Origin of the sequence: Myxococcus sp. AB036A (assembly GCF_006547355.1) — a bacterium.
Taxonomy (GTDB): Bacteria; Myxococcota; Myxococcia; order Myxococcales; family Myxococcaceae; genus Myxococcus; species Myxococcus virescens.
The window spans coordinates 1-22218 of the sequence record NZ_VHLC01000129.1; the positions used below are offsets into that span (position 1 = coordinate 1).

Here is a 22218-nt window from a genome sequence, read left to right on the forward strand (position 1 = left end):
CCGCCGCCCCCAGCCGGCCTCCAGTTGCGACGCGAGGGCGTGTAGCAGCGCTGCTGTCGCCATCCCCCTCGTCCGCGAGGGAGCACTCCGGTTGCGCCTGGGTCCGCCCAGCCTCAAAACGTGAGGGGACGGGGCGCAGGGGGCCCATCGCGAAGGGGAGCGTCGTGGGCTGAGACAGGGGGGAACATGCGATCAAGGCTCAACGCGCGGGCGGGCACCTGCCTCCTCGCAATCATGCTGGGAGTGTGGAGCGGAGGGGCGTGGGCCGGGGCGCCAGGGGCGCGGACGGTCGTCACGCTGGCCTTCGATGACGGACTCGAGGAGCAGCGCCAGGTGCTGGATATGCTTTCGGCTTCGGGGCTGAAGGCGACCTTCTTCATCATCAGCGGGCGGGTTGGCCAGACGGGATACCTGAACCTCGATGACCTGCGCCGCCTGGCCGCGGCCGGACACGACATCGGGGGACACACGCTGCAACACTCGGAGTTGGCGGTGCTGACGCCCGAGAAGCAACGACAGGAGATTTGCGAGGACCGCTTGCGGCTGCTCAGTTGGGGCTTCTCGCCCACCTCCCTCGCCTTCCCCTTCGGCTCGAACGATGCGGCGGTGAACCAGACAGCAGCGGCGTGCGGTTACAACGCCGCGCGCGACGTGCGGGGACTGGTGGACACGTGTGGCTCCTGCCCCACGGCCGAGACAATTCCTCCGCTCGACCCCTACGAAATCCGCACGCCCGCGACGGTGACGCGTGACGACGGACTGGAGCAGTTGCAGGCGTGGGTCACCTCGGCGGAGGCCGCGGGGGGCGGCTGGGTGGTCGTCGTCTTCCACTTCGTGGCGCCGGACTGCACCAAGCGCACCTATTGCGTGAAGCCCGACGTCCTCCGGGAGTTCATGGGCTGGCTCGCGCAGCGGGCACCGATGGGAACAGAGGTGCGCACGATGCAGGAAATCCTGGGCGGTGCGGCGCGGCCCGCGGTGCACCCCGTGTCCCAGCCGCCCACGGCCACGCTGAAGAATCCCTCGCTCGAGGACGACGCGAACGTCGACGGCGTGCCCGACTGCTGGCAGTTGGGCCCCGCCCACGGTGGCGCCGTGCGCGCCGAGCGCTCAGCCGAGGCGCACAGCGGCGCCTGGTCCTACCGGCTCGAGCGCGTGGAAGCCTCCGGGGGCGCCGCCTCGCTCCATGTGCTGCGCGATGACGGCACCTGTGCACCCGCCGTGACGCCTGGGGGCGGTTCGCGGGTGAGCGTCTGGTACCGCTCCAGTACGCCGCTGCACCTGGAGGCGGCCGTGAAGGGGGCGGATGGGACGTGGAAGGTGTGGAACCGCGGCCCGAGCCTGCCACCCGCGGAGGCCTGGACGGAGGCGTCGTGGGAGCTGCCCATCGCGCTGCCGGCCGACGCGTTCGGCCTGAGCGTGGGCGTCGCCCTGGAAGGGGTGGGATGGGCGCTGGTGGACGACTTCGGGCTGGCGGATGCGACGGCGCCCGCGGCGCGACTGGTGCTGGACGCACCGGCCGGCGGAGAAGACTTCGTCGTGGGCCAGGACGTGGAGGTGAGGTGGTCCACGCTCGGCGAGGTGCGGACGCTGGACGTGGCGTACTCCACGGAGGCGAGCGCCAGTTGGGTGCCGGTAGCCACCTCGGTGGAGAACACGGGGCACCTCATCTGGCGCGTGCCCGACGTGCCGAGCCATGAGGCGCTGCTGCGCGTCGCCAGTACCGAGGATGGAACGGTGTCAGGCACGAGCGCGCCCTTCCGCATCCTGGCAGGGGACCCGCAGCCCGGCATCGGGGAGACGCCATCCGAGGAACAGCCGCCAGGGGAGCAGCCTCCCGAGGAAGACCTTGGTGACGGGCAGGTGAATGGCGCGAGCGGTGGTTGCGGGGGATGTGAGGGCGGCGGTACGGGGCAACTGTTTCTCGCGGTGGTCGGCGGACTCTTCGCTCTCTCGCGTTCGCGAACCAGGAGGAGGCAGCGGAAAGAGTGACGCCTGACGTAACGGAGCGCGGCCCCTCCACCGGTGCCGCGCTCCACCTGACTGGCTGGCCTCCGTGATGCCCACGCCGAAGGTCAGCGTCGCTCGACTTCGCTCGAAAGGCGCGGCTAGAAGAGGCGATGGGGACACTCACACATCGAACCGCGCTCGTGACTGGGGCTGCTTCTGGCATCGGGCTGGCGACGGCACGACATCTGGCAGCAGAAGGTGCCACACGGCTGATTCTGGTCGACCTCGCGCAGGAGGCATTGGAGGCGGTGACGCTTCCATGCGCGGTCGACCGGGCCGTGGGGGATGTACGAGACGAGGCATTCTGGGAGGCGCTGGCGCCAAGGCTGGTGGGGCTTGACCATGCCGTGGTCAACGCGGGTGTCGCGGGGGCAGCGACCATCGTCGACCATGGCTTCGACGAATGGCGGCGCATCCTGTCCATCAATCTGGACGGTGCGTTCCTGACGCTGCGCGCTGCGATGCGTGCGATGCGAGGGCGTGGTGGCTCCATCGTCGCGACGGCGTCCGCGGCGGGCGTGAAGCCCGAGCCTGGCGTCGCGGCATATGGCGCGTCGAAGGCGGCGTTGATTCACCTGGTGAAGGTGGCGGCGAAGGAAGGCGCGGCTGACCGAATCCGTGTCAACGCCATCGCGCCCGCGGGCGTCGAGACACCGGTATGGGATGCCGTCCCCATGTTCGCGGAACGAGTGGCGCAGGTCGGGCGCGATGCGGCGTTCGCCGAGCTCGCCGCCCTGGCGACACCCCTGGGCCGCTATGCCAGGCCGGAGGAGGTCGCGCGCCAGATTGGCTTCCTGCTGTCCGATGACTGCGCACTGATGACAGGCACGACCTTGCTGAGCGACGGCGGCTACACGCTCTGAGTACGCGGCCGCTCCTCCGGAGCTCATGGCCCGCGGTTCGAACGCTCGACTCGGCCTGCCTTCGCAATATTCCTTGACGGGAATATACTCCGCGAGGAATATATGTCCTCGTGATTGAGACCTTCACGGCGCTCGCCGACCCGAACCGCTTTCGCATCGTGGAATACCTGCTGGGGGGCGCGCGCTCGGTGGGAGCCATCGGAGAAGCGCTGAACCTGAACCAGCCGCAAGTGTCGAAGCACCTGCGCGTGCTGAAGGAGGCCCGGCTGGTGGACGTGGAGGCGCGTGCCCAGCAGCGCCTCTACGGCCTGCGGCCCGAGCCACTGCGCGAGCTGAACGCGTGGTTGGAGCGCTACCGCGACATCTGGGACGAGCGGCTGGGACAGCTCGACTCGCTCATCGAAGAACTCAAGACGCAGGACATGGAAGCAGCGCAGCGACATCCTCGAAAGAAGAAGGGATGAAGTGATGAGCCTTACGTCAGTGGAGTTGGAGTCGGACCGCACCATCGTCATTTCTCGCAAGTTCAATGCGCCCGCGCGCATCGTGTTCGACGCATGGACTCGCGCGGACCTGGTGAAGCGCTGGTGGGCGCCGAAGACCCACTGCGTCACCATGGTGAGCTGCGAGGCGGACGTGCGCGTTGGCGGCGGCTACCGCTACGTGCTGCGCAATCCGGACGGCAGTGAGGTGGCCTTCTCCGGCCAGTACGCTGAAATCACTCCGCCCTCGCGGCTCGTGTACACGCAGGTCTTCGAACCGATGGCGGACGCGGGTTCGGTCACCATCACCGTCACCTTCGACGAGCGCGACGGCAAGACACACATGGTCTCCCGCGAACTGTATCCGTCCAAGGAAGTGCGGGAGGCCGTCCTCGCGTCCGGCATGGAGCACGGCTTGCGCGTGACGATGGAACAGCTCGAAGCGCTCGTGTCGTCGCCGGGCCTCGACTGAGCCGGTGCGCCGACGCCATCCGTGCGCGTTTCGCGTTGCAGTGGGGGCATGTCCCTTGGAATGTGACGGTCTGCCCCTCTTGCCGGATGACGTCACCGCCCTGCCCTCTCCCGTCCATGCCGACCCTCCTGGCGATACTGCACATCGTAGGCTGCGTGCTGCTCGCGGCCGTCTTCTTCGCTCCCGCTGGAGTGCCCACGCTCGTCCACCTGCTCAAGGGCATCGTGCGGGAATACAGCCTGGTGATGCTGTTACCGACGCTCCTCACCGCGCTGGTGGCCGTCTGGCTTTCCCACGTGGACGTATGGAGGTGGCTGCGCTGGGGGACGGCGGCATGCGCACTGCTCGTCGGCATCCTCGCGGTGTGGCCCGCAGCCTCCGCGTGGCGGCTGGCCAGGGCGGCCGACATTCCACTCCGCCTCCGTGAGTATTTCCGTCCCCTCGTCGGAGCCCGCCCCCTCCCGAGCCACACCGTTCGTTTCGCCGTAGTCGAGGGACACGAGCTGCACGCCGACGTCTTCCTTCCCGATGCCTCCGCCTCCAGGGCTCGCCCCGCGGTGCTCTACTTTCACGGGGGCGGCTGGCGTGGCGGAGAGCGCGGCTATGCCCGCGCCTGGGCCGACTTCCTCACCGCGCGGGGATATGCGCTCATCTCCTTCGACTACCGGCTCTTTCCTCCTGCCACCGGACTGAAGGCCCCAGGGGACGTCAAGTGTGGCATCCGCTGGGTCAAGGACCACGCGGCCATCTACGGTATCGACCCGGACCGGCTCGTCCTCTTCGGCGAGTCCGCAGGCGGGCACCTCGCGACCCTCGCGGGGTACACCGAGGGAGATGCTCGCCTTCCGTCCTCCTGCGCCCCCGGGGACACGTCGGTGGCGGCCATCATCAGCTTCTACGCGCCCAGTGACCTGGTGGCCTACGCCGCGAGCGCCCCTGCTCCGCTCGTAGGCTTCACGGGTGTCCCGCTGGAAGGCCACCGCGAGCTGTACGAGCTGCTCTCCCCCATCAACCACGCCGGGCCACGTTCCCCTCCCACACTCCTGCTCCATGGTGGGGCCGACAGCGTCGTGCCGCTCGACGCCTCGCAAGCGATGGCCGCTCGACTGGCCCAGGCTGGCGTTCCCCATGCCCTCTTCACGCTGCCCTACGCGGAGCACGGCTTCGACATCTGGGACGGCGGCTTCGGCCGTCAGCTCGCCCGGGCGCAGGTGGGGCGGTTTCTCCAGCAACACGCGCCCGTCAATTGAGGGCGTTCCCTCGCGCCGTAAGCAGATAGGACGCAGAGGGGCCATGTCGAGGAAACGTGCGTACCGGTGCGCACCGCGACGACGCATGTCCCGGAGACGCCCGGCGCCCGGGAATGGACACGAGCGGCGCCCCCTGTGTCCTGGCAATCCGCTAGCGCCGAGCAGGCACTGGCAGGTTGCCGGTGGCGTCAGCACCTCGCGGTGGAGTCAACGTGGTTGGAGTTGGCGAGAAAGCCTTCTCGCGCTGTCTCTCTTGCGGACAACCACTTCCTTGCGACCCAAACGAACACCGCCCGGCGGAAGAGAGGGGCATTCGCGAGGTGGCCGCATTGGCCAGACGGGATGGGCCACCTGGGCCGGCGTGTGTCCAGCGGGGGCGATACAGCCACTCCGTCCCGCCCAGATGCCTCGCCGCCCCACGCTTCTCGCCAGTTCCTACCGAGGATGTAGTAACCCGGGTGGATGGACAAGCTCCTGAGCAGTTGCAGGCATTCGTTCAAGGACCTTCCGGTTCCGCTCGTCGATAACGCGAAAGTGGCGGTTTACGTCTCCGAGCCCGAGGCCGGGCTGGGTGGAGGAATCATCTGTACCATGACGTTCGCGTTCAAAGACCCGGCAGGGAATTGGGAGTCCGTCTGCGAGGATCCGATAGAACTCGTTCCCTTCGAGTATCTACACGACGAGCGCCTTCCTTCATACCTCCGAGCCGTGCCGCGCGCAGTGACTGAGCTCATGAATGGGCGAGGATGCCTGTGGTTCACGCCAGCGCTTGCGCTTCACTCAAACGCGACGACCGAGGACGCGCTCGTGGCTGAAATCGTCGCGCGCAGCGAGCCGATGTGGTGACTGTGCCTATCCAAGATAGCGGCGCAGACGCAGCGACCGGACACCTCAAATGCCTCCTCTCGAATGGATGAGACAGGCCGGGCGACACCGTTGCATTGAATCGTCGGAAAAAATCGCGGTCCGGGACGCATGGCTCGGGGCGCCCTACGCCGGGCACGACATCACGAGCGAGCGAGGCTTTTTAGTCGACAAGTGAGCCGTGAATAATCCACCCTGAGGTGCGTCCAGGTGGGCCAGTCGGTGAATGACTCCCCGCGCCCCAACGCGGCCCACCGGCTTCTCAAATAGAAAGAAAAAGCTCGATGAACTCGATTGCTCGCGCAGTGATTGCCTCATCCATGTTCGCCGCTTCCTCCGCCTTCGCCCAGGACGTCGAGATGAACATCCATGCCGATGACATTGGCATGCCGTCGACCAGCATTTCCGTGGAGGGCATGTCCCCGGATGGCAACGCAGCGGGCGTCAACATGGAGATTCGTGGCGGCGGCACTCGCATGGAGGTGAACGTCTCGGGAACCGGAACTCCGCCGCCGTCGGGGCGACATGAGCGCCGAGAGCGCCGTGAGCATCGCGAGGAAGTCGCGCCGCGCGAGACGCCCGTCCGACATGTGCGGCACCACTCCGAGCCCGCGTTCCGTGACTGTGGGACGAACCAGGACCCGGGCTGCACCATGCAGCGCAACGGCCATTTCGCGATGGACGCGGAGACCTTCCACGGCTTCATGCAGTCTCTCAAGAGCACTCACAACGAGCTGACGCGAGAGGACATGGTGGAGAAGGTGATGAAGCGGGCCTTCCTCACCGCGAAGCAGTTCGGCCTCGTCCTGGACCTGTTCCAGAACGAAATCACCCGCCTGGACGTGGCGAAGACGGCCGCGCCCCGCGTGGTGAACCCGCAGCACGCGCTGGGGTTCTCTTCCAAGTGGAGGAACTCCATCTCTGCTGACGAGTACGTGGAAATCATCACCGAGCAGTAAGCCACGGGAGTCCGCTTCGCTGACCGCGACTCAGGGGTCAGCGAAGCTGGCGGGGTGTTGTTCCACAAGCAGTCGCGCTACCCCCCTGATGGATGGATGAGCCGCCTTCGGCGTGTGCCCAACGGGGCGCTGTCAGGCCACTCCACCGGCATGGCGCACAGCCCAAGGGCCCCGTCAGACACCTGCTCAGCCGGGTCGGTCACGACCGGTAGAACCAGGGTCCCCCTGGGCGGGCCGGCTCCCAGGCGCAGTGACGTGCTCGACCGCGGCTCAGTAGTAGTCGCGTAGGGTGAGCCGGCGCTTGCTGCCGTCTTTCAAAGTGAGCACCACCGTCTGACCTGCTGCGCGATATCGCCAACGCGCGAGTTCCGTGCCCGCGTAATCGGGACCAATGGGCTTGCCATCAATGGCAGTGATTTCGTCCCCCACCTTCCAACCCGAGCCGGCGGCGGGGCTCCCAGGGGCCACCAGCTTCACCACGAGCCGCCCCTCCGCAGGGAGGGCAATCAAGCCAGACCGGTCCTTGCGGAAGGGCTGCCGCAGCGCGCGGGCATCGGCGACCAGCATCAGCGTGTCCGTCGCATAGTCAGTTATCATCCGGAAGCGGCCGAGGACGGCGAGCCCCAGGTTGCCGAGGAGCCGGTCCGAGGCGGAGATACTCTTGCCCGCGTCGTCGAACACCGTGGGCACGTCCTTCAGGGTGATACCCGCCAGTTGAATGTCCTTCAGCGTCGCCACATCGCGCTCCCGGAGTCCGCCCACGGCTCCGGACAGCGTCCTGGAGCTGCGCCTTCCCGTGAGCAGCCCGGCTTGCTGCCAGTAGGCGGGGAAGAGCGAGAGTGCTCCGCCATTACCCACGTCGAAGAGCACCGGAATGGGGGGACGGCCCTCGATGGAGATCTGGACGGCGCGCTGCCCGCCCGCGGATTCGACCAGCGGGAGCCGAACCGCTCGCGGCGGAGCCTTGAAGCGGGACGCCTCGTGGAAGGCGACACGCCGGTTGGGGAAGTCCACGTCCACGACGAGCTGGTTGAAGGACTCCTTGCCCAGGACGACGGGCAGCGGGTGGCCTATCAGCCGTGCGACCTCGGACAGGTCGATGACGGCGACCGTCAGCCCCGTCAGTCGCAGGTTGCCCAAGGTGATGTCCACGCCGCCCGCGAGCTGGGCCTGTGCATGTCCTCCGCTGCCGACCGCCGCGAGCTGCCCCTGCGTCTTCAGCCCCAGTTCACGCGCATAGGCCGTGTCGACCACCGTCATCTCGGCGCCGCTGTCCAGAAGCACCTGCGTCGCCTGGCCATTCACCCGCGCTGGAATGTAGACGCGGTTCTCGTCGAAGAACTCGAAGGGGATGAAGCCGGTGCTGTGGTGACCTTTCGCGAAGATCGCCTTGCGGACGTCCTGGGGGCGTTCGAAGACCGCGGACGGAATGGGGACGTTCAGCTCCAGCGCCTCCACCACCGTTCGTGAGTCGGAGTCCGGGTTGTCGGTGAACACCTCCTCCAGAAAGGGCATTCGCACGCCCTGGACCTGACGCCAGTCTCCCAGTCGCATGAAGCGGGTGACGTTGTTCTCGCGGATGCGCAGGCCGTGGAGGGCTCCGTCGGCCTCACTGAGGAACAAGTCGTAGAGGTCCTCATCGCCAAAGGTGACGCGCACCACCTTCCAGGAGCGGCCGTCGCGCTGCGCGTCGGGTTGCAGCGCGAGCGTCGCGCCGGCGCTCCCCCGCAGCGCCGCCCCGAAGTCGAGCGCCACCTGGTGCCGTACATCGCGCGCGTCCGTGGACGACGCATCTTCGACCTGTCCGCTGGCGTTCAGCTTCCAGCCACCATCTGGGGTGATGGTCATCGACTGACGCATCACTCCGTAGTCCTCATCCCGGCGTGCCCTCCCGTCCCGGTGGCTCCAGGACTCCATCCGGCCCTGGAGCCCGCCTGTCACGGACTTCCCTTTCGCGTGGATGCTCTCCAACCGCGTGAAGGCGTCCCCGCCACGCCACGCGAGGTGGCGCGTGAGGAGCGGCTGCAGCGCCTCTGCCCCGGCTTCAGAGGGGCCAAACAGGAGGGGCAGGGTCAGCAGAACCGCGATGAGGGCTCTCATGGGGTGTCTCCGCGCTTGGAAGAGGAACGGGGCTGTCGCCCGACGAGCTGGCGCAGCCCCGGAGGGCTCGAGTTGATGAGGGAGAAGGACCGCGCCAGCCGCGTGCGCGCGGATGGAGGAGCGCTCAACTGGATCTCCGCGGCCAGCCCACTGTGTTGCAGACAGGAGAGATAGACGCTGTCACTCCAGATGGCCTGCTTGACGCCGGTGCCGTCCGGCGTGAGCAACGCCACCAGGAACTCGCGGGCATCCACCACGAGCGTGAGTTGCGCGCCCGGCCAGCGCTCCCGAACGAAGTCCGCGCTGGACGAGCGCACGCAGGCGAAGGGAGCCTTGGGGGGTTCGTCATAGACAAGCCCCACGATGGACACGCGTCTGGCGCTCGCCTCCGTGAGCGCCGGGGTGAGGGCCGCGAGAGGGGGCGGGAAGAGGTCGAAGAGCAGTCTCTCGGTGGCGCCAGCAATCATCGCCCGCGCGCGCTCCATCACCTGTGCGTGGCTCTTGAGGTGGTAGATGCGGTCGTCTTGCACCGGGGCGTGGAGCTTGCGCAGCGCGTCCGCGGCCTCGCGCCTGCGCGTGTCGAAGCCACGCTGGAGCGCCGTGAGCACTTCGTCCGGAGGAACGGGCCGGAAGGAGCGGGGCTCGCCCTCCTCGACGAGCACCGCCCCCTTGTGTTCGAGCGAGGCGAGCGCCTGGTAGATGCTCGGAGGCGCCTTCCCCAGTGCCTGCGCGAGCCGGTATCCGGTGGCGGGCGCACCCTTGAGCAGCTCGCAGTACACCCGCGCCTCTACCTCCGTGAACCCAAGGGCCACGAGCCCTTCATCCGCATCCATGGAGGGGGGGTTATTACTGGATGGTAATAATGGTCAAGAGACAGAGGGTCAGGGCATGCGCCGTCGCGCCAGGCGCCCTCTCCAGCGGCGCTGTCGGCCCCCTGCACCACCCTGCCCCTCGAACAGGAAAAAGCCCGGCAACCCTTCGCGGGTGCCGGGCTCTTCACACCGCGCTCGCGGCTCCAAAAAGGCCTAGCAGGTCTTCTTGTAGAGCGCGAGGCAGTTGTCGACGAACTGCTTGGTTGTGCACTGGCCGTTCTGCTTACAGGTCGCCCAGCCGTTGTAGCGAGGGTCCTTGCAGTACAGGAGCGTGACCCAACAGTTCGGGCCCATTGCGGAGACCTCACCGTCCGCGTCACCCATCGACGCCAGCGGCTCCTCTTCCGAGGTCAGGGGACTGTAGTCGAGGTTGATGCTCTCACCGGACTCGGTCGTCACCGTCTCCACGGTGTCCGTCGGCGCATCCTCCGCGCCCACACCACAGCCCACGGCAGGAACCACGGCCAGCATGAACCCCAGAAGTAGCTTCTTCATTGCTGTTCTTTCTTCCTCAGAAATTGAAACGCCTGAGGAGGGCGTTGCCATGTGAACGCGTCCCGTCCACGCCCACCACCCTACGACGAAGACAAACCAGCCTCAAAGCAGCAAAACAGGAATTGCCATTAAGCGCACAAATTCCATCACCCAAATGTCAACCTCAGACAGCCTCCGGCCTGGATACCAACGCGTGCGCGCCTTGATGCCTGAAGGCCATGCGGCCTCTGGAAACCATCACCGCCTGCACCAGCAGGTGCGCACAATGCCTATCACCCTCGGACAGGGATTCCATCCCTCCTGCAAGGAATGCCAAGTCCGGCCCCCCGAAATGCTGTGTGACCACGGCAAGGAATGCGCCTGAACCATGGACGAACTCCTTGCATTGCTCGGGCGCTACGCTCCCGGCGACAGCGGTCAAATCGAAGGCTACCTGGGCTTTCTCGTGGACGAATGGGAGGACGTCTTCGGTCGTCCGCTCACAGCCGACTACCGTCACTTCGCCGAGGTCTTCGGGTCGCGTGAAGGGCCGCTCCGGGCCCATTGGCATGCAGCGCCCCGAGGAACTGACGCGTTTCCAAATGCTCCTCGAGGACTACACGGACCTGGGAACGTCCCTGTTCTGATCAAGGGCACTGTGGTCCCACCCACTTCGTCTCCCAAGCAGCGGCAACCAGGGAGGGCAGGAGCACGACCGACAAGGCCGAAGCAGGCGCGCCATACACGACCTCAGTGGCATCATGCCCAGCGCGACGACACCGCGCGCGATACCAGTGCCGCTCCCGCCCCCCGAGCGGTAGAGCCGCGACACGCGGGACCGGACACCAGCGGGCCCCGTCCGCCTCGGCCCCAATCCAATCCGCCCCCCTTGCAGTGCAGGAGTTCCGGCGCATCAGATGCCCCCTTCACGCGGCATCTACCTTGACGCTCACCGCAGCCGCGACCGGCGCCCCTTCCACCCGTGGCGGAGCGCCGGACGGCCAGAGCCGCTACTGCGGGTCCCACCCCGCGTTCACTGTCATCCGGTCCAGCGCGCGCACGGAGACGTAGGGGACGAAGCCCGCCGCGCGTGAGCGAGTATAGGCATCCGCTACGTGAGCGGCCTGAACGGCGTAGTCGGTGGAGAGCACCAGCTTGCCGGCCGCTCGGACCCGGGCGGCGTTCGCCCGGTTCTCCTCGCACCAGCCCTCGTCGCAGGCGTTGTCGTCGGACCAGTACATGTCCTCCATGCCCAGTCCGTCGATGGCGGGCAGGTAGGCGGGGTCATCCACCAGTTCGGGGGAGTTCTGGGGCATCACCTTGAAGGCCGGGTTGCGTGCCTTTGCGTACTGGTTGATGCGCGCGATGAGGGCCACCATCTTCCGCGCGAGGTCGGCGCGGTTGGTGCCCGCGGAGTTCGCGGGAATCTCCTCATACGTCACCACCATGTCCAGGTAGCACCCGGTGAAGCCCGCGGCGAGCGCCTGGTCGATGCGGCCCTGGACGATGGGCCACCAGCGCTCGTCCCAGTACTTCACGTACTGCTCGTCAGGCCAGCCGGCCACGGGGCCGAGCTTCAGGTCGTCGGGCACCTGGGGCCACTCGGGGCGATACTCCTCGATGGCGCCAATCTCGAAGTACGCGAGCACCTGCTTGCCCTTGGCCTTGAGCGCGCTGATTTCGGCAGCGGTGAACCAGCCATCGGAGCCGTCGCGCGACAGCTCGACGATGGCGAGGTCGAACTTCGAGTCGGCGATGGTGTCGAGCTTCCCCTGGGGATAGTTCGTGAGCTGGTAGGTGAAGCTGTGGACGCCCTCCCACGACACGGGCGTGCCGGCGTCGGTCCCCGTTCCCGCGTCGGAGGAGGTGCCCGCGTCGCCAGGGGTGCCCGCGTCCGTGGGAGTCCCCGCGTCGCTGGGCGTTCCCGCGTCCGAGGCGGCGACCTGGATGCGCACCACGAGCAGGTCCAGCAGCGACGCATCCGCCGTGGACGTCGTGCGGTAGCGCAGCTTCACCGGGCCTCCGCTGACGAAGCGCTGGGGAGACGTCAGCGCGAGCGACGTGGCGGTCCACCTCCAGGACTGCGCGAAGGTGTTGTCGCCCACCAGCACCCAGGCGCCCGCCGTGTAGTCCCACGCCTCGAACAGCCAGCGCATCTGCGACTTGAGGGGCCCTCGATAGTTGATGCCCACCTCGGCGGCGACGACGTCGGCGGCGCCCACGTCCGCGGGAAGCGCGTACGTGCACGTGGCGGAGGTGCCGGGGAAGAACTCGACGTACTCCGCCCAGCGGTCCTGCGTGCCCGACAACGTCTGCGTGTGCAGCCCCTGGACGGTCTGCCCCGAGCCGATGGAGCCGCTTTCCACCTGGAGACCGGCGCACGTCAAGGTCCGGGTATCCGCGAGGACGGCCGTGTCCTCGCTCCGCTCCGCGCTGTTCGCGCTTCCGGAGGGACCACCACAGGCGAACAGCGCGATGCACCACAGACTCGTCCACCCTACTACCGCGACTCGCATGTGCGCTCCCTGTCGCCAGAGCCGGGCCCAGCCCCGATGTCGATGCGCTCGGCGAACGTAGCGGGCTTTAACTGCAGGCGCCTGGAATCAGCAACGCGATGTGGCGCGCGACACGCGACATTCAGCCATGTCCTGGAACATTCGTTCCTGTCTGGATGGAGTGGTGCGTCGCAGGTGATGGGGCCTGGCCTCGGGTGGAAGGTACACGCGACCGCCGGAGCCAACGAGGCCGATGCTGGCCTCGGACGGGAAGTGGAATAGGCTTGCCCCAAGGCAATCTCTCTCAGGAAGACTCCTCTTGGACCTCCCCTTGACTCCTGCCCTGCGCATCAACCTGGGCAAGCGCGCTGGTGTCACCGGCGGCCTGCTGGGCGTGCTGTGCGTCTGCGTCGAGTTCTGTTTTCTGTTTCCCCACTTGCTGGTGTCCAACGACGGCCGGGCCTTCTACGTGGAGCACCTGGGCGTGTTCCGGGGCATCCTCCAGGCCGCCATCGTCGCCACCTTCGCGCTGGGCGCCTTCAGCGTGCTCACCTTGCGCTCCAAGGCGCATGGCGGCATCGCCATGCTGCTCGCGCTGGTGGCCATGCTGCTGGGCGGCAGCCAGGCGGAGCCACTCACCCACCAGCCGAGGGCGCTGAGCGCGGGCCTGGACTATTTCGCGCTGGAGCTCCTCGTGTTGGGGCTCCTGTTCATCCCCATGGAGCGGCTGTGGGGGCTCCACCCGCAGCGCATCTTCCGCGAGGGCTGGCAGACAGACCTCAAGCACTTCTTTGTCAGCCACGTGGGCGTACAGCTCATCTCCTTCTCGGTGATGATTCCGGTTCAGGTCTTCTTCTCCTGGGCGGTGCGCATGGACTTCCAGGCCCATGTGGCCGCGCAGCCCGTGTGGCTGCAATTCTTCGAAATCCTCCTGGTGGTGGACCTGGTGAGTTACTGGGTGCACCGTGCCTTCCACCAGGTGCCGTGGATGTGGGAGTTCCACGCCATCCACCACTCCAGTCAGCAGATGGACTGGCTGGCCAGCTCGCGCTCTCACTTGGTGGACGTGCTCGTCAACCGGTTCGCGGGGTTCATACCGGTGTTCCTGCTGGGCTTCAGCCCGGCCGCCATCTACGGCTACCTCGTTTTCGTGTCCTTCCACGCCGTCTACATCCACGCCAACGTGAGCCACCGCTGGCCCTATCTCCGTTGGGTGTTCGCGACGCCCGAATTCCACCACTGGCACCACACGTCCGACGAGGAAGGCATCGACAAGAACTTCGCTGTCTTCCTGTCCTTCATTGATGCGATTTTCGGCACCGCGCATCTGCCCGAGCACTGGCCGTCGCGGTATGGAACGACGAAGTTCCAGCCTCCAGAGACCTACCTGGGTCAGCTCGCCTATCCGTTCCAACGGCACGAAGAAACGCCTTACGGATAGAAATGGAACTCGGTTCCGGGTTCAAACGCGATGGCCGTCTTCAGTGTCGTCGGTGTCCGCATGGACGCCGGCCCCGCCCATTCCGACGCCTCCAGCGCCGGCACCTCCGCCGCCGCCCCCTCTTCCGCCACCCTTGTCGCCGCCCTTGCCCCCTCCTCCGCCGCTGGGACGCACTGGGCCCTGGTCGGGAATCGCGAGTCCGTGGGGGATGGGCTCGAGGTCGAGCGCCCGGCGGATGAAATCGCGCAGCGATACGACCAGCCGCGCGGTGCCGACCTTGCGCCCGGCGACCATGTCCGCGGCAGCTTCCGCGGCGAGCCGCACCTGCTCCTCGGTGCCGAGCAGCATCACATCCGACAGCGCGGCCTCGACCGCGTCGCGCGTGCGCCGACGGCGTTCGAGCGCCGGGTGGTCGAGCGACGGCGCAAGCACGAGGCCCTGGTCGGGCTCCTGTTCGAGTGGCTCGCCAGCCGCGAGCCGACGGCGCATGTCGCGCAGATGGGTCGGGTCCACGACGAGCTCACCGGTGAATGAGCCGCCGAGTGTCTTGTATGCGGAGATCAGCGTCTTCAGCCGCTCGTTGATCTGACGGTTCTCGCGTTCGCGCCGGCGCTGCACGGTCTGCATCACCAGCAGGCGGATGCTGACGACGACCAGCGACACCAGCACGAGGCTGGCCAGCGTCGCCGCGAGGCCACGCCAGGAAGTGAAGTCGAGAGAGCTCATCATTGGCGCGACGATAGCGCGTCCATCGCACGGTCGCCGCGACGCGCTCCCGTGTGCCGCTGCCCCGTCTTGCAGAGGAAGTGCTGCCACGGTGGAGTCCTTCACCCAGCAGCCCCCTGTGGCCGTAGTAGCGGCGGGCACTCACAAGCCGGACCAGGAGCGCTTCAGCCTCCAGGTGAAGCAGAGCCGCTTCGGGTTGTGGCTCAACGAGGAGAGCACCGTGCGCGGCCTGGTGGAGCTGGGCTTCGTGGACTCCGCCAAGGCCCCGCTCACCGTGCAGGCCCTGCCGCGACTGCGCATCGCACGGGCGGAAGAGCCGCGTGGGTGTGAGCGTGCTGGCCACCGGGCTCACCTTCGCGAGCACTCGGGGCCGCCGAGGGCGGTGAGGCGCTCGCCGCCCATGCCGACCTCTTCGCCGAGCGGGCGCAATCCCCAAGCGCCGCGCTCCGGGTGAAGCAGGCGTTGTGCCGAGCCTGGCGCAGCCACGCCCCACAACTCTCTGCCGCCCTCCTCCAGCAAGGCGGCCAGGGACTTCAGCGCGCCCGCGTTCTGGCGGAGGGCTTCTTCGCGGTGCTCTTCTTCTTCCTGGCCGAAGCGACCTTCGCCTTCGCGACCGCCGACTTCCCTTCGCCGCGCGGTGCCTTCGCCTTTGCGGCCGCATCCATCGCTTTTCGGGCTTCGGTCTTCTCACCTTTCCGCAGCGCGAGCGCCGCGGCGATCCACTCCGGTGCGTAGCTCGAAGTGCATCCCTTCGGAATCGGTCGCGGGTCCCAGCGACCAAGGCGCTCGCCGATGGCGATGGCCTCCGAGGTGTACGCGGGCAGGTGGAGGCCGATCCAGACCAGGCAGAAGTTGATGCCCTCCTTCACCCGATACGGTGCATCCGGGAGCTCACGCTCAATGCGCTCGAGCGTCGCGCCTACGTCGAGTTCCTTCTCGAGGCCTCGCGCAATGCGCCCGGCAAGAAGCTTCCATCCGGCGCGGCGAGGGAGTTCCTTGCTGCCGTCCATCCACTTCTCCTGAAGCCTCGGGGCGACGGGCGCATGCACGAGCACGCGACCGACGAGTTCGTCGACCAGGTTCGGGTTCGAGAGTGGCTCGAGGAGCCCGCGTGCCTCCTTCTCAGTGAGCGCCGCGGGGTCGAGGAGCATGCACGCGAGGATGCGCGCATCGTGATTGCCGGTCCCCCACAGTTCCAGTCCGAGCCCGTGGTTCGTCCCCAACGTCGCTGCCAGGCCACGAATTTTGCCGAGCAGCACACCGAAGACATTGTCGACCACCCCGTCACGCACGTAGCGCTGGCGCACCTTCTCGTCACCATGGCTCTCGAGCAGCTTCATTACCTGGGACAGCGACATTGTTTTCGGCATGGGGAGCACCTCGACAGGCGATGGATTGAGAGCGGCCGGAAGGGTGACACGACAGGTGCCCACGGTCGAGGAACGCTTCCGGGCACCGCCAACGCGCAGCCACAGAAGCGAGGGTGCGTCCATCCGGATGTGGCACCGTGGCCACGGGAACAGCTACTGCATGAGGGTTCGACAATACCCTCTTGGGCCGAGAGGGTGGGCGCGCCATCATCACGTCTTGCCCGGCCGTGAGGATTGCCATGGTGCTGCTGGACGTCCTGGAGGAGCATCTGAATGAAGCCGCCTTCCAATGGGAGCAGTGGGAGCGCGCCCTGGTTGCGCCGGACTTCACCATGGAGAAGACCGCGGCGGTGGAGGAGCGCCTGCGGGCCCATCTGGAGGGAGTGGAGGACGAGAGCGCGGTCGAGACAGTGCTATGGCCCGCCTTCGAGTCGGAAGAGCTGCCGCTCATCTTCGCAGCGGCGTATGCGCTGCTGACGCTGGGAGAGGTGGACGAAGTGCTGCTCCGATTCCGGAGGGCAGAGCCAGAAGCACGCACCGTCATCCGCCGTGCGCTGGAGCTGAGCGAGGCTCCGGGGCTGAGCGCACCATTATCCGGCCTGCTGAAGTTGGAGGACCTCGACCTGCAGGTCCATGCACTGGAGACGCTGGCCTTCCGCAAGGATACCTCCCCGGAGGTGCTGACACGCTTCCTCGTCCATGAGGAGCCGCGTGCACGAGTCGCGGCCCTGCGCGGGGCACTGCCGCTGCCAGAGGAGACGGTCCGAAGGTTGTTGCCTCCCCTATTGGACTCCTCGTCCCCCGACATTCGCGCAATCGCCATGGAAGCGGGGCTCATGTCCGGAGTGGGACTGGCCTGGGATACCTGCCGCAAGGTGGTGCGGTCGCGCTCGACACTCAGTCCCGAGCCGCTGGTGCTGATAGCCATGGGCGGCGATGACGATGACATCTCCCTTCTGGTGGATTTGGCGGAGACAGCCGAATTGCGCCCGATGGTCCTCTGGGCCTTGGGTTTCAGTGGGCGGCTGGCAGCCATGGAAGCCTGCTTGTAATACCTCGCGGAGCCCTCGGTGGCGCAAGTGGCCGGCGAAGCCTTCTCAGCGATGACAGGTCTGCGGCTGGACGGCCCCTACGCCCTGCCTCCTGGAGAGCGCCCTGAAGGTGCTCCCCTGCCTCCCGATTTACAGGAGGACCTGGACGCGAATCTGGTGCCTTCCCCCGAGGACAACCTGCCCTGGCCGCAAGTGGCCGCCATTACCCTCTGGTGGAAAGGCGCCCGCAGCCGCTTCGAGAAGGGAAAGCGCTACTTGCTAGGCCAGCCTTTCAGTGGATCCCTACTGATAGATGCGCTGGAGACCAGTCCCATGCGGCACCGGCACGTCCTGGCGCGAGAGCTGGCCATTCGCACCCGAGGTCAGCATGTCATCCCGACGCGCGCCTTCGCTCTCCGCCAGCGAGAAAGCCTCTCAAGGCCCCGAAGCACCAGCGTTTCATTGAAAGGGAGTCATTTCGCACATACCGCGCGTTGAGGACCGCAAGGACTGAGGCACCATGCCCGTCATCGACAACCTCACCTCCTTCGCGGCCACCGACTTCCTCTCACTGACAAAGGAAGGCGAGGAGTGCCTCGTCATCGTCGTCGCGGGAAGCTTCATCCTGCCCCAGCCAGCGATGATTCCACTGCCTCCCAAGAAGAACAGGGCGACTGAGCTGGTCGCCCTGCTCAAGTCGAAGGACGTGGCGAACAAGGGAGCCATCACCGCCGAACTCAAACCGCTCCAGGCTGAGATCAATGAGGCGGAAGAGCAGATCAAGAAGCAACGGGCGGAGGATCGCCTGGAGGTTCTGGAGATGGCCAAGGCCAATGCGCAGGTCGAGGGCATGCAGCCCGTCCTTCGGTTCGACGACGCCTCCAAGACGTTCCTCAATGGCTACATGACAGGGGTATGCATATGTAAATGTCCCCAGAAGGCCAAGATGCTCGCGGCCTGCTCAGGTGACGCCGCCCCCGGCTTCAAGGAAGCCGTGGCCTCCACCCCGTTCGAGCTGGTCGAGAGCTTCCAGAAAAGCGAAAGCTAGGTGAGGAAACTCGCGGAGAGCGGGCGCGAGAAGTGGGAGTGCGCCGCGCCCAAGCTCCTTCAGAACGGCGGCACCGCGGGCCACAAGGTCCGCGCCATGTCGGAGCGCTATTTCTCCCCCATGCTCAGTCCCGAGACGGTGAGCGTGGAGTACAGCCGACAGGAAGAGGGCGACGCGGAGCCACGCAAGGTCAAGCAGGCGTTCGGCCATGGAGAATCCGTCCCCTCCTGCAAGGAATGCCAGGTTCTGACCCCTGAAATGCTGTGTGACAACAGCAAGGAATGCACCTGAACCATGGACGAACTACTTGCACTGCTCGGGCGCTACGCTCCCGGTCACAGCGGCCAAATCGAAGGCTACCCGGACTTTCTCGTGGACGAGTTGGAGGACGTCTTCGGTCGTCCGCTCCCAGCCGCCTACCGTCACTTCGCCGAGGTCTTCGGGACGCGGGGAGGACCGCTCCTGGCCCATGTGCGCTCCTACGACCCCGTCCTCAGTGTCGCCGAACTCTATCGGGTCGCGCCCAAGGGGGAGCTGCCCCCCAGGCGGTTCCTCTTCGTCTTCGGAGACCCCGACCCGCTGGCGCCCCATCATTACTGGCTCGATTTGGAGTCCCCTTCCGAGGAGGGAGACTGTCAGGTCGTGCGGATGCCCTTCGGTGCGGACGCCTGGAAGACGAAGCTGCACCAGGAAGCCATCAGCCTCCGGGAGCTGCTCTTCCTCTGGGCCATGGAGCACGTCTGCCTGCCCACTCTCCCTCAACAAGCCAGCTACGTGCGTAGGGAGGGGCACTCGACTCCCAGCGCCGAGGACCTCGCGCGGCTCATCGAGAAGACGGGCTTCGCCCGACTCCCCTATCCCCGCTACAGCATGCTCTTCGAGCGGGAGGGAGCCGCAGCACGGCTGTACCGGCCTCCCGATAGCCCCCACTTCAACCTTCGCGTGGGAATGCAGCGTCCCGAGGAGCTGAAGCGTTTCCAGATGCTCCTCGAAGACAACACGGACCTGCGGAAGTCCCCATTCCAACCGGGGACCTGAGACGTGTCAGAGATCGGGTAAACGGATCGCGCTCGGGTCGACTGAACGGATCGCATCTCCTGAGCGACCAGGACTGGCTGCTTGCGGACGGTTGCTCTCCGCCCGCGCGCGGAGGGAGCCTCAAGGGCGCAGCCCCCGAGCAAACGAAGGGCGAGGGACAGAGGAATTCTCCAAGGATTCCGCGCCCTTCTGATGGTCGGGGAGACAGGATTTGAACCCGTGGACACCAGGGTGCCCTAAATCCGCGACGGCACACGCCTTTCGCCCAATTGTTGCTGCGCACCTTTGTTGATGGTCGGGTAATCCGGCTGGTTGATGGCCATCGCAGGAGGGGCGTGCTCTGCCCCCAGTCTACTGAACCCCGGCGGCTCGCTCACGCACGCTCGCCGAAGGGACACGCTGCGAAGCACGAAGACGATGGCCTCCAGGGCCGCGCGGTCATCCGCACGAGTGCGTCCGGATTTCTTCTTCGGCTTCGGTGCTGGCAGCAGCGGGGCCACACGCTGCCAGAATGCGTCGGGGACGAGCTCTCGGACCATTCCCGAAAGGTGGGCATGCGCAGGGCTGGCGACCACTTCAGGGCAAGCGACCACTTCAGCCCTTACTTTCGTTAGGTGCTCTTAGCTTCTGAGATGGGCGTGAATCGGGTTGGTGAGGCCGATTCGACGGATGTCGCTGACAAAGCGGTCTCGCTCAGTCGGAACCTCTACGTCGATGACTTCAGCCTCTGCAACGCCGAGGAAGGACTTCGCTTCGCGCACGGTCGCTCTCGGACTTGAGAACATGAAGGCAACAAATCGCGGCTTTCGCCTGGCTCGCTTCCGCTCAAGGAGCTTTTCCCATGCGAGAAAGCTCTTGCTGATGTCTTCAAGTTGACTCCACACATCAGACCGGAGTCCAAGAACGGGCTCCATCAACATGAGTTCTCCTGAGCCGAGGACAGCATGCGTGATGCTGCCGGCGTACTCATCTTCGAGCCCCAGTTTCTCCCCTTTGAAGCGGCGCTCCACGAACTGCTCTACGCGCCATGTCTGAAAGAAGAGTTGCCCCACTGAATCTCGTCGCGGAGATGGAAGGGCGGACTCCCGCATATCGTCAGCAGCGAGTGGGCGTTGCGGGAGGATGAATTTGGTCACCCAGGACAGCGGGTCGTTCACCTGCTCCGGGACGTCGAGTTGCCCACCAAGGACAGCATGGGGACCCAAGTTGAACGGAAGTTGGTCGAATTGCTCGACGGACTCCAGGCCACGCAGCAGCCCCTGCATGTTGTGCCACGTAGCTAGGCCGCCGACACAGCCGGGACCAGCAGTATGTGGCGCCCGAACAACTCGGACGCTGCTTCCTTGCTGCACGAGCGCTGCGACTGGCACACGCATGCCCGAGAAGGGGTCAGGCACGAAGTGAACGAGTCGAAATCGGGCAGTCATGGGCGCGAACCTACTTTCTCAAGATACTCTGCTACGAGCTCCGGCGCACGACCCATCCGACCGAGGAGCGCACCCAGTAGTACATCCTCGTTTTCGCGGGGTTCGCGAGAGAGCGAGCAAGCCTCCATCACCATCGACTTCACGAGGTAGGGGCTGAGGGACTGGGCCCGGACCGCGGCCAGCATCGCCCCTTCTTGAATGAGCTCGACCGGAATTCCGTCGACGAGCTTCGCGATGCTCGGCGTATTCATGCCTGCTTTCGCGAAGTCGATGGGTTTACCAGCCAGGGCATTGGCCATGTCGATGCCCCAGGCGCGCCTCGCGTACTCATGTTCCGCCGTCGCCTGCAAGACAAGGTTCCCCTCATGGCGGTCATCGTTGAGGAGAATGGCGTCGAGTGTCAGCAGCCGCCCAACCTCGGGGTAGTTGACGATGAAGTTCGCAAGCCGATGGTCCCAGTGCAGGATGTTCGGGATGACTTCGCTGAGCCAGGTGGTATCTCCAGGAGGCCCAGTTACGGCACCCACCGGTACGGGAGCACCAAGCGCTTGGCCAAGCAGGAGACCGAGCGCTTCAGCAAGAAGCCCATCGGCGCCAAGTAGAGGCTTATGCACCCAACGCCGGTTCCCGTCCGTTGCGTAGGTGGCGTCGCACCCATTGGGGACAGGCACTTCCTCCCCCTGAACGACGCTTGAAACCCGCTCGATTCGGTCGCCCCAAAGCGTCGCTGCGTGCGCTGACCGCGGCACCTTCGCCATTCACCCTCCCAGAGTCCAGCTTTGACCGGGAGGTCGGCTTCCGACAAGCCCCCTTCAACTCCCCCACCCTGGGTGGGGCACGCTCACCCCAGGGAGGTAGGACGGGGCGCGTAGGCAGGGACGTGCGGCAGAGATAGCCTTGGCCCACCATGAGTGAGTCCAGGGTGAAGACGCTGACGACGGAGGTTGCAGCGTTGGAGAAAACGATGGGGGACCTCCAGAAGAAAGAGGGCGACCTTCTCAAGAAGCAGACGCAACTGGCCAAAGCGTTGTCGGCAGCCAAGACGACCTCGACGCTCCAGTCGAAGACGCGTGAGTACGACCGGCTGTTGTCGAGCCTTGCTGAATTGCGCAAAAAACAGTCGGCCACGCTGAAGCGTCAAGCTGCCAAGGAGGAGGATCTTGGGCGCGCTAGGGGCTGTCCCTGATTAGCGCAGCCAAAGAAGCATGGATGCGACGTGCAGGACGGCGAGGTAGCTCGTCGCCGTCTTGTCATAGCGGGTGGCGACGGCCCGAAAGCGCTTGAGATCGTGGAAGA

Annotated in this window: 23 protein-coding genes and 1 pseudogene; 14 read left to right on the forward strand and 10 right to left on the reverse strand. The window is 66.1% G+C overall.

The window, feature by feature from the left end; translation table 11 throughout:
- Positions 1–186: 186 nt before the first annotated feature.
- The 7 genes from FL344_RS33925 to FL344_RS33955 all read left to right on the forward strand — a co-directional run bounded on the left by FL344_RS33925 (position 187) and on the right by FL344_RS33955 (position 6900).
- Positions 187–1992: a polysaccharide deacetylase family protein gene (locus tag FL344_RS33925; RefSeq protein WP_141621442.1), complete on the forward strand. Its 1806-nt coding sequence runs from the start codon at positions 187–189 to the stop codon at positions 1990–1992.
- 128 nt (positions 1993–2120) lie between these two features.
- Positions 2121–2873 (forward strand): SDR family NAD(P)-dependent oxidoreductase, encoded by a 753-nt coding sequence (locus FL344_RS33930; protein WP_141621443.1) that lies wholly within the window; start codon positions 2121–2123, stop codon positions 2871–2873.
- A gap of 110 nt (positions 2874–2983) precedes the next feature.
- Positions 2984–3337 (forward strand): helix-turn-helix transcriptional regulator, encoded by a 354-nt coding sequence (locus tag FL344_RS33935; protein WP_141621444.1) that lies wholly within the window; start codon positions 2984–2986, stop codon positions 3335–3337.
- A gap of 4 nt (positions 3338–3341) precedes the next feature.
- Complete coding sequence (locus FL344_RS33940) at positions 3342–3827, forward strand: SRPBCC family protein (protein WP_305021784.1); 486 nt, start codon at positions 3342–3344, stop codon at positions 3825–3827.
- Between the two features lie 116 nt (positions 3828–3943).
- Complete coding sequence (locus FL344_RS33945; RefSeq protein ID WP_228565565.1) at positions 3944–5077, forward strand: alpha/beta hydrolase; 1134 nt, start codon at positions 3944–3946, stop codon at positions 5075–5077.
- A 462-nt stretch (positions 5078–5539) separates the two neighbouring features.
- Complete coding sequence (locus FL344_RS33950) at positions 5540–5923, forward strand: hypothetical protein (RefSeq protein WP_141592512.1); 384 nt, start codon at positions 5540–5542, stop codon at positions 5921–5923.
- Positions 5924–6261: 338 nt separating this feature from the next.
- Positions 6262–6900 (forward strand): DUF4476 domain-containing protein, encoded by a 639-nt coding sequence (locus tag FL344_RS33955; protein WP_141621461.1) that lies wholly within the window; start codon positions 6262–6264, stop codon positions 6898–6900.
- Positions 6901–7170: 270 nt separating this feature from the next.
- Here the strand turns inward: FL344_RS33955 and FL344_RS33960 are convergent, their stop codons facing one another.
- The 4 genes from FL344_RS33960 to FL344_RS33980 all read right to left on the reverse strand — a co-directional run bounded on the left by FL344_RS33960 (position 7171) and on the right by FL344_RS33980 (position 12862).
- Complete coding sequence (locus FL344_RS33960; protein ID WP_141621447.1) at positions 7171–9000, reverse strand: aspartyl protease family protein; 1830 nt, start codon at positions 8998–9000, stop codon at positions 7171–7173.
- A complete protein-coding gene (locus tag FL344_RS33965) occupies positions 8997–9833 on the reverse strand; it encodes a TrmB family transcriptional regulator (protein ID WP_141621448.1) in 837 nt (278 codons plus the stop codon). The genes FL344_RS33960 and FL344_RS33965 overlap by 4 nt, the downstream gene beginning before the upstream one ends.
- Positions 9834–10025: 192 nt before the next feature.
- Positions 10026–10367, reverse strand: coding sequence for a hypothetical protein (locus tag FL344_RS33970; RefSeq protein WP_141621449.1), 342 nt, complete (start codon positions 10365–10367; stop codon positions 10026–10028).
- 989 nt (positions 10368–11356) lie between these two features.
- Positions 11357–12862 (reverse strand): endo alpha-1,4 polygalactosaminidase, encoded by a 1506-nt coding sequence (locus FL344_RS33980; RefSeq protein WP_141621450.1) that lies wholly within the window; start codon positions 12860–12862, stop codon positions 11357–11359.
- A 298-nt stretch (positions 12863–13160) separates the two neighbouring features.
- Between FL344_RS33980 and FL344_RS33985 the strand changes: the two genes are divergently transcribed.
- On the forward strand, positions 13161–14282 hold the full coding sequence (locus tag FL344_RS33985) for a sterol desaturase family protein (protein ID WP_228565566.1): 1122 nt from the start codon (positions 13161–13163) through the stop codon (positions 14280–14282).
- A 21-nt stretch (positions 14283–14303) separates the two neighbouring features.
- On the opposite strand, the gene FL344_RS33990 is transcribed toward FL344_RS33985, so the two are convergent.
- On the reverse strand, positions 14304–15011 hold the full coding sequence (locus FL344_RS33990) for a hypothetical protein (RefSeq protein WP_228565567.1): 708 nt from the start codon (positions 15009–15011) through the stop codon (positions 14304–14306).
- 88 nt (positions 15012–15099) lie between these two features.
- Between FL344_RS33990 and FL344_RS33995 the strand changes: the two genes are divergently transcribed.
- Positions 15100–15462 carry a hypothetical protein gene (locus FL344_RS33995; RefSeq protein WP_141621452.1) on the forward strand — a complete coding sequence of 121 codons (363 nt, stop codon included), beginning with the start codon at positions 15100–15102 and terminating at the stop codon, positions 15460–15462.
- Positions 15463–15541: 79 nt separating this feature from the next.
- On the opposite strand, the gene FL344_RS34000 is transcribed toward FL344_RS33995, so the two are convergent.
- The gene (locus tag FL344_RS34000) at positions 15542–16348 is read right to left on the reverse strand and encodes a DNA alkylation repair protein (RefSeq protein ID WP_228565568.1); all 807 of its coding nucleotides are present in this window, start codon (positions 16346–16348) and stop codon (positions 15542–15544) included.
- Positions 16349–16605: 257 nt separating this feature from the next.
- Between FL344_RS34000 and FL344_RS39510 the strand changes: the two genes are divergently transcribed.
- From FL344_RS39510 to FL344_RS39520, 4 genes are all read left to right on the forward strand, one after another.
- Positions 16606–17430 carry a hypothetical protein gene (locus tag FL344_RS39510; RefSeq protein WP_228565569.1) on the forward strand — a complete coding sequence of 275 codons (825 nt, stop codon included), beginning with the start codon at positions 16606–16608 and terminating at the stop codon, positions 17428–17430.
- A gap of 499 nt (positions 17431–17929) precedes the next feature.
- Complete coding sequence (locus FL344_RS39515; RefSeq protein WP_228565570.1) at positions 17930–18457, forward strand: hypothetical protein; 528 nt, start codon at positions 17930–17932, stop codon at positions 18455–18457.
- Positions 18458–18748, forward strand: coding sequence for a hypothetical protein (locus tag FL344_RS34015; protein WP_141621454.1), 291 nt, complete (start codon positions 18458–18460; stop codon positions 18746–18748).
- A 3-nt stretch (positions 18749–18751) separates the two neighbouring features.
- Positions 18752–19495, forward strand: a complete 744-nt coding sequence (locus tag FL344_RS39520; RefSeq protein WP_228565571.1) for a hypothetical protein — start codon at positions 18752–18754, stop codon at positions 19493–19495.
- Between the two features lie 236 nt (positions 19496–19731).
- Here FL344_RS39520 and FL344_RS40145 read toward each other — a convergent pair whose 3' ends face one another.
- The 3 genes from FL344_RS40145 to FL344_RS39525 form a co-directional block, all read right to left on the reverse strand.
- Positions 19732–20034, reverse strand: coding sequence for a transposase (locus tag FL344_RS40145; protein WP_141621456.1), 303 nt, complete (start codon positions 20032–20034; stop codon positions 19732–19734).
- Positions 20035–20115: 81 nt separating this feature from the next.
- Positions 20116–20760 carry a hypothetical protein gene (locus FL344_RS34035; protein WP_153881191.1) on the reverse strand — a complete coding sequence of 215 codons (645 nt, stop codon included), beginning with the start codon at positions 20758–20760 and terminating at the stop codon, positions 20116–20118.
- Positions 20761–20918: 158 nt separating this feature from the next.
- The gene (locus FL344_RS39525; RefSeq protein WP_228565572.1) at positions 20919–21680 is read right to left on the reverse strand and encodes a hypothetical protein; all 762 of its coding nucleotides are present in this window, start codon (positions 21678–21680) and stop codon (positions 20919–20921) included.
- A gap of 164 nt (positions 21681–21844) precedes the next feature.
- Here FL344_RS39525 and FL344_RS34045 point away from each other — a divergent pair, with 164 nt between their 5' ends.
- Entirely contained in the window at positions 21845–22108 is a 264-nt protein-coding gene (locus FL344_RS34045) for a hypothetical protein (RefSeq protein WP_141621459.1), read from the forward strand.
- Here FL344_RS34045 and FL344_RS34050 read toward each other — a convergent pair.
- A pseudogene (locus FL344_RS34050) lies at positions 22109–22218 on the reverse strand (IS5/IS1182 family transposase); the annotation flags it as partial.

Coding starts and splice junctions, on each gene's coding strand:
- FL344_RS33965 (WP_141621448.1), bottom strand. CDS start 9,833: ATGGATGCGGATGAAGGGCTCGTGGCCCTTGGGTTCACGGAGGTAGAG.
- FL344_RS39520 (WP_228565571.1), top strand. CDS start 18,752: ATGGACGAACTACTTGCACTGCTCGGGCGCTACGCTCCCGGTCACAGC.
- FL344_RS39515 (WP_228565570.1), top strand. CDS start 17,930: ATGCCCGTCATCGACAACCTCACCTCCTTCGCGGCCACCGACTTCCTC.
- FL344_RS34000 (WP_228565568.1), bottom strand. CDS start 16,348: ATGAAGCTGCTCGAGAGCCATGGTGACGAGAAGGTGCGCCAGCGCTAC.
- FL344_RS40145 (WP_141621456.1), bottom strand. CDS start 20,034: ATGGTCCGAGAGCTCGTCCCCGACGCATTCTGGCAGCGTGTGGCCCCG.
- FL344_RS33940 (WP_305021784.1), top strand. CDS start 3,342: ATGAGCCTTACGTCAGTGGAGTTGGAGTCGGACCGCACCATCGTCATT.
- FL344_RS33980 (WP_141621450.1), bottom strand. CDS start 12,862: ATGCGAGTCGCGGTAGTAGGGTGGACGAGTCTGTGGTGCATCGCGCTG.
- FL344_RS33955 (WP_141621461.1), top strand. CDS start 6,262: ATGTTCGCCGCTTCCTCCGCCTTCGCCCAGGACGTCGAGATGAACATC.
- FL344_RS33950 (WP_141592512.1), top strand. CDS start 5,540: ATGGACAAGCTCCTGAGCAGTTGCAGGCATTCGTTCAAGGACCTTCCG.
- FL344_RS33970 (WP_141621449.1), bottom strand. CDS start 10,367: ATGAAGAAGCTACTTCTGGGGTTCATGCTGGCCGTGGTTCCTGCCGTG.
- FL344_RS39525 (WP_228565572.1), bottom strand. CDS start 21,680: ATGGCGAAGGTGCCGCGGTCAGCGCACGCAGCGACGCTTTGGGGCGAC.
- FL344_RS33990 (WP_228565567.1), bottom strand. CDS start 15,011: ATGATGAGCTCTCTCGACTTCACTTCCTGGCGTGGCCTCGCGGCGACG.
- FL344_RS33960 (WP_141621447.1), bottom strand. CDS start 9,000: ATGAGAGCCCTCATCGCGGTTCTGCTGACCCTGCCCCTCCTGTTTGGC.
- FL344_RS33945 (WP_228565565.1), top strand. CDS start 3,944: ATGCCGACCCTCCTGGCGATACTGCACATCGTAGGCTGCGTGCTGCTC.
- FL344_RS33930 (WP_141621443.1), top strand. CDS start 2,121: ATGGGGACACTCACACATCGAACCGCGCTCGTGACTGGGGCTGCTTCT.
- FL344_RS33925 (WP_141621442.1), top strand. CDS start 187: ATGCGATCAAGGCTCAACGCGCGGGCGGGCACCTGCCTCCTCGCAATC.
- FL344_RS34035 (WP_153881191.1), bottom strand. CDS start 20,760: ATGCAGGGGCTGCTGCGTGGCCTGGAGTCCGTCGAGCAATTCGACCAA.